Annotated in this window: 3 protein-coding genes and 1 pseudogene; 2 read left to right on the forward strand and 2 right to left on the reverse strand. The window is 61.3% G+C overall.

Annotation, left to right across the window (positions count from 1 at the left end; translation table 11 throughout):
* A pseudogene (locus tag NKH70_RS35335) lies at positions 1 to 181 on the forward strand (IS630 family transposase); the annotation flags it as partial.
* Here NKH70_RS35335 and NKH70_RS35340 read toward each other — a convergent pair.
* A complete protein-coding gene (locus tag NKH70_RS35340) occupies positions 171 to 818 on the reverse strand; it encodes a class I SAM-dependent methyltransferase (protein WP_502908465.1) in 648 nt (215 codons plus the stop codon). The pseudogene NKH70_RS35335 and the gene NKH70_RS35340 overlap by 11 nt on opposite strands.
* A gap of 85 nt (positions 819 to 903) precedes the next feature.
* Positions 904 to 2,871 (reverse strand): long-chain fatty acid--CoA ligase, encoded by a 1,968-nt coding sequence (locus tag NKH70_RS35345; protein ID WP_352722206.1) that lies wholly within the window; start codon positions 2,869 to 2,871, stop codon positions 904 to 906.
* A gap of 478 nt (positions 2,872 to 3,349) precedes the next feature.
* On the opposite strand from NKH70_RS35345, the gene NKH70_RS35350 reads away from it, so the two are divergent.
* The gene (locus NKH70_RS35350; protein WP_352722205.1) at positions 3,350 to 4,942 is read left to right on the forward strand and encodes an ABC transporter substrate-binding protein; all 1,593 of its coding nucleotides are present in this window, start codon (positions 3,350 to 3,352) and stop codon (positions 4,940 to 4,942) included.
* The last annotated feature ends 111 nt before the right edge of the window (positions 4,943 to 5,053 follow it).

A 5,053-nucleotide genomic window follows, 5' to 3' on the forward strand; every position in this document is an offset into this window, starting at 1 on the left:
CTCCCCCGACCTCAACCCGATCGAGCAGGCCTTCGCCAAGATCAAGCATTGGATGCGACAAGCTCAGAAGCGTACCGTCGAGGACACTTGGCGCCACATCGGCCACCTCGTTGCGACGATCGAACCCGGCGAATGCAAAAACTACTTCACAAACGCCGGATACGCTTCCGTCAAAACGTGAAGACTCTAGCTGGTCCGAACGAGAACACGCCGCTCGGTTTCATCGCCGCATTCCTGCCTTCGCCGACATCCGGCACCTCGTATTCGGCCAGCAGGCGAAGCCGCGAGCGGGGCAGATAGGCGCGGCCAGGATCGCCGATCAGCACGGCGATGCCGGCTCCAAGGCAGCGTTGGAGGAAGGGAACGACCCGGCCGGCGAGATCGTGGGCGTAAAACAGGTCGCCGACCATCACGATATCCACTGGTGGCGGCGGACCGCCGGTGATGTCTTCGCCAATGATCATGATAGCGACGCCGTTCGCAGTCGCATTGAGGCCGAGCGCGGCCACGCCATTACGATCGATTTCGGCCGCGACGACCTCGCTCGCTCCGGCTTTCGCCGCCGCGATGCCGACAAGGCCCGAGCCGGCGCCGAGATCGAGCACGCGACGCCCGACCACGGTCTCCGGCCGGTCCATTATGTAGCGGGCAAGCACCGCGCCGCCGGCCCAGACATAGGCCCAGTACGGTGGCTCCGGTTCAGGTCCGTCTTCCTCGATGCCGTGTTGGTTCCACTCGACAAGCCGCCTGAGCCCGCTTCCGGGATGGGCAGTGTAAAGCCGGATTTCGGGAACCGCAGGCACTGCGGCGATCCGCATGTTCGCCCGGATGAACTCTGCCGGGTCCGGACGCGTACCTGTATCCACGGCGTGGGCGCTGACGATGCAATCGCTCAAGCCGCGTCTAGCCCCGCAACGCCCGCCGCAGGATTTTGCCGACCGGCGTCTTCGGCAGTTCGGCGCGGAACTCGATATATCTGGGGCGCTTGTAGCCGGTCAGGTTCTCCTTGCAATAAGCCACCAGCGCTTCGGCGGTCAGTGCCGGGTCCTTCTTGACGACGAACAGCTTCGGCACTTCACCCGAATGCTCGTCCGGCACGCCGATCGCCGCCACTTCGAGCACGCCCGGATGCTGCGCCACCACCTCTTCGAGTTCGTTCGGATAGACGTTGAAGCCGGAAACCAGAATCATGTCCTTCTTACGGTCGACGATCTTGGTGTAGCCGCGCTCGTCCATGAAGCCCATGTCGCCCGACTTGAAGAAGCCGTCCTTGGTCATCACCTTGGCGGTCTCGTCCGGCCGGTTCCAGTAGCCGGCCATCACCTGCGGTCCGCGGATGCAGATTTCGCCGACTTCGCCGAGCGGCAAATTGTTGCCGTCGTCGTCGCGGATGGCGATCTCGGTCGAGGGCAGCGGCAGGCCGATCGTGCCGGTGTAGACTCCGTCGCTGAATTTGTTGGCGGTCGCCCCCGGCGAAGTTTCTGAGAGTCCGTAGGCCTCGCTGATCGGGCAGCCGGTCAGCGCCTTCCAACGCTCGGCGATGCCCTTCTGCACCGCCATGCCGCCACCCAGCGTCAGGATCAGCGGCTTGAAGTCGAGCTTGCGAAAATCCTCATTGTTGAGCAGCGCATTGAACAGCGTATTGAGGCCCGGGAAGATGTGGATCGGGAATTTCTGCAGCTCCTTGACGAAGCCGGGAATGTCGCGCGGATTGGGGATGAGCACGTTCTGTGCGCCCTGCTGCATTCCCATCATCGCGTTCACGGTGAGCGCAAAGATATGGTAGAGCGGCAGCGCGCAGAGGAAGTTCATATGCGCCGGTTTCGGTTTGACCGTGTAGGCGTCTTCGACCCAGAGCGCGTTCTGCGCGACGTTCGCCAAGACATTGCTGTGCAAAAGCATCGCGCCCTTGGAGATGCCGGTCGTACCGCCTGTATATTGCAGGAAGGCGATGTCGTCGGCCACGACCTCGGCGGGTTTGAAGGTCACGCCGGAGCCGGCCTTCAATGCGGCGTTGAATTTGACATGGCCGGGCAGTGACCATGCGGGCACCATCTTCTTGACGCGGCGTACAACGAAGTTGACGATCGTTCCCTTGAGCCCACCGAGCATGTCGCCCATCGTGGCGACCACGACATGCTTGACCGCGGTCCTGGCGATCACCGCCTGCAAGGTGCAGGCGAAATTTTCGAGGATGACAATGGCTTGAGCGCCGGAATCCTTGAGCTGGTGCTCCAGCTCGCGCGGCGTGTAGAGCGGATTGATGTTCACCACGACATAGCCGGCGCGAAGCACTGCCATCATCGCCACCGGATATTGCAGCACGTTCGGCATCATCAGCGCGACACGCGCGCCCTTCTGCAGCCCCTTTGATTGCAGATAGGCGCCGAAGGCCGCCGATTGTCGCTCGAGGTCGGCATAGGTGATCGATTTGCCCATGCAGACGAAGGCCGGCCGATTGGCAAACTGCTTGCAGGCGGCGACGAGAAAGTCACCGATCGAGCTGGAGGGCAGGTTGCCGATCTCAGCCGGCACGATCTTTGGGTAACTCTTGAGCCACGGTTTTTCCGGCAGGCCGGCGGCCAGCGACGTGATCGCCTTCGGTAATCTCTTGGCTGGACCTGCCGCCTGTTTGGGCGCTGTCGGCACTGCTTTCGCCGCCGGCTTGGCGGCGGCAGAGCTTGCGGCAGGCGCCGTCTTGCCGGCCCCCGGTTTGGCAGCCTTTGCCGCCGCGGTCTTCGCCGCCGGCTTCGCGCTTGCCTTCGCGGTAGCCTTCGGCTTGGCGGCGGCCGCTTTTGGCTTGACCGCTTTCGATGTTGCCTCGGCGGCCTTTGCTTTCGCCGCGGTCGTTGTCTTTGCCGGTTTTGCCACCTGTCGCTCCCTCAATCGTTCTTATCGTTTCGGCACGCTTGAGCGCCACCGCCGCCCCTGACGAACAAAGGTATCCACGTTTGCCGCAATGCCCGGAACGTGGGAAATCCGGCACGCTCTCCATCTATCTATGTATTGCCACTAGCGGCGGCCGTGCAAGCCTCGCCCACCTGGCAGTGCGGTAAGACTTGCCGTCAAACCTCTCGGCCGCGACTGCTTTTCGGACGCGCATCTCTTGAACCGAACGGCTCGATTCCCCCAATTGGCGGCATCGCCGATCAACAAAAAATTGAAGTCGCTAATAATGTCGTGATCTGCGGATTCCGCTCGTTTTTTCCACAATTTGCTGCGTGCCGGAATTTTTTTCTGCTTCCCGTGGGTTAGGCAAACGAGGAGTTCCAAAGCTAGAAAAACGGTGCTTATATGCGCGCTTCGCGAGCCTGATAGAGGGGCTTGGAAGAACATCAGGGAGTGCTCAATGAAAAAGAAACTGACTTTTGCAGCCGCGTTGCTGGCTGCAAGCGTCCTGGGCGGCATGGCCAATGCAAAACAACTGGTCTATTGCTCGGAGGCATCGCCGGCCGGCTTCGACCCGTCACCATGGAGCGGCGGCAACGACTTCGACGCCTCGTCGCGCACCATCTATTCGCGCCTGGTCGAGTTCGAGCATGGCAAGACCACCATCTCGCCCGGCCTCGCCGAGAGCTGGACGGTTTCCGACGACGGTCTCGAATACACGTTCAAGCTTCGCCCGGGTGTGAAATTCCAGACGACCGACTATTTCACGCCGACGCGCGACCTTAACGCCGACGACGTGATCTTTTCTTTCGAACGCCAGTGGAAGAAGGAAAGCCCGTGGTTTAGCTATCTGGAAGGTACCGGCTGGGAATATTTTGCCGGCATGGGCTTCCCGGAACTTCTGAAGGAAATCGTCAAGGTCGACGATCTGACCGTGAAATTCGTGCTGAACAAGCCTGAGGTTGCCTTCCTGCCGGATCTCGGCATGGATTTCGCCTCGATCGTCTCCAAGGAATATGCCGACCAGCTCGACAAGGCCGGCACTCGGCAGCAGTTCACCCAGAAACCGATCGGCACCGGTCCGTTCCAGTTCGTCGACTATCAGGTCGATGCGGTCATCCGCTACGCGGCATGGGACGGCTACTATGGCGGCCGCCAGAAGATCGACGATCTGATCTTCGCCATCACGCCCGATCCGGCCGTGCGCGCGCAGAAGCTCAAGGCCGGCGAGTGCGATATCATGTCGTACCCGGCGCCGGCCGACATCGCCGGACTGCAGGCCGACACGAACCTCAAGGTTGACGAGCAGGAAGGCCTGAATATCGGCTACATGGCTTACAACACGACGCAGCCGCCCTTCGACAAGGTCGAGGTCCGCAAGGCTCTCAACATGGCGGTGAACAAGAAGGCGATCATCGACGCGGTCTATCAGGGCGCCGGCGCGCCGGCCATCAACCCGATCCCGCCGACCATGTGGTCCTACAACAAGGACATCAAGGACGATCCCTATGATCCAGAGGCGGCCAAGAAGATGCTGGCCGACGCGGGCGTCAAGGATCTGTCGATGAAGATCTGGGCTATGCCGGTCAGCCGTCCCTACAACCCGAACGCCCAGCGCGTCGCCGAGTTGATCCAGGCCGACTATGCCGCCGTCGGCGTCAAGGCGGAGATCGTCAGCTACGAATGGACCGAGTACCGCCAGCGCGGCAAGGCTAAGGATCGCGACGGCGCCTTCCAGCTGGGCTGGACCGGTGACAATGGCGATCCGGACAACTTCTTTTTCCTGCTCGGTTGCGATGCCATCGGCCAGTCCAACTATGCAATCTGGTGCAATCAGGAGTTCGAAGGCCTGCTGAAAAAGGGCAAGGCGACGACCGACGTCGCCGAGCGCACCAAGATCTACGAGGAAGCTCAGGCCGTGTTCAAGCGTGAGGCCCCATGGCTGACCATCGCCCACTCCAAGGTCTTCATGCCGATGAACAAGAAGGTCGCGGGCTTCGTTATGGACCCGCTTGGCATTCATCGGTTTGATGGCGTCGACGTCAGCGAATAAGTTCTGAGAAATTGAACGGCGGCGGTGGACGCCCAGGCCCCCCGGTATTTTAAGCAAGATGCTCCCTGATCTCCGCCACAAGCTCGCGTTGGTCATCCCGACCGGGTTCCG

This window comes from Mesorhizobium sp. M0991, from assembly GCF_040318915.1.
In the GTDB taxonomy this organism is placed as follows: Bacteria; Pseudomonadota; Alphaproteobacteria; order Rhizobiales; family Rhizobiaceae; genus Mesorhizobium.

What these genes read in the sequence shown, in the direction of transcription:
- NKH70_RS35340 (WP_502908465.1), bottom strand. Translation starts at nt 818, where the DNA reads ATGCGGATCGCCGCAGTGCCTGCGGTTCCCGAAATCCGGCTTTACACT.
- NKH70_RS35350 (WP_352722205.1), top strand. Translation starts at nt 3,350, where the DNA reads ATGAAAAAGAAACTGACTTTTGCAGCCGCGTTGCTGGCTGCAAGCGTC.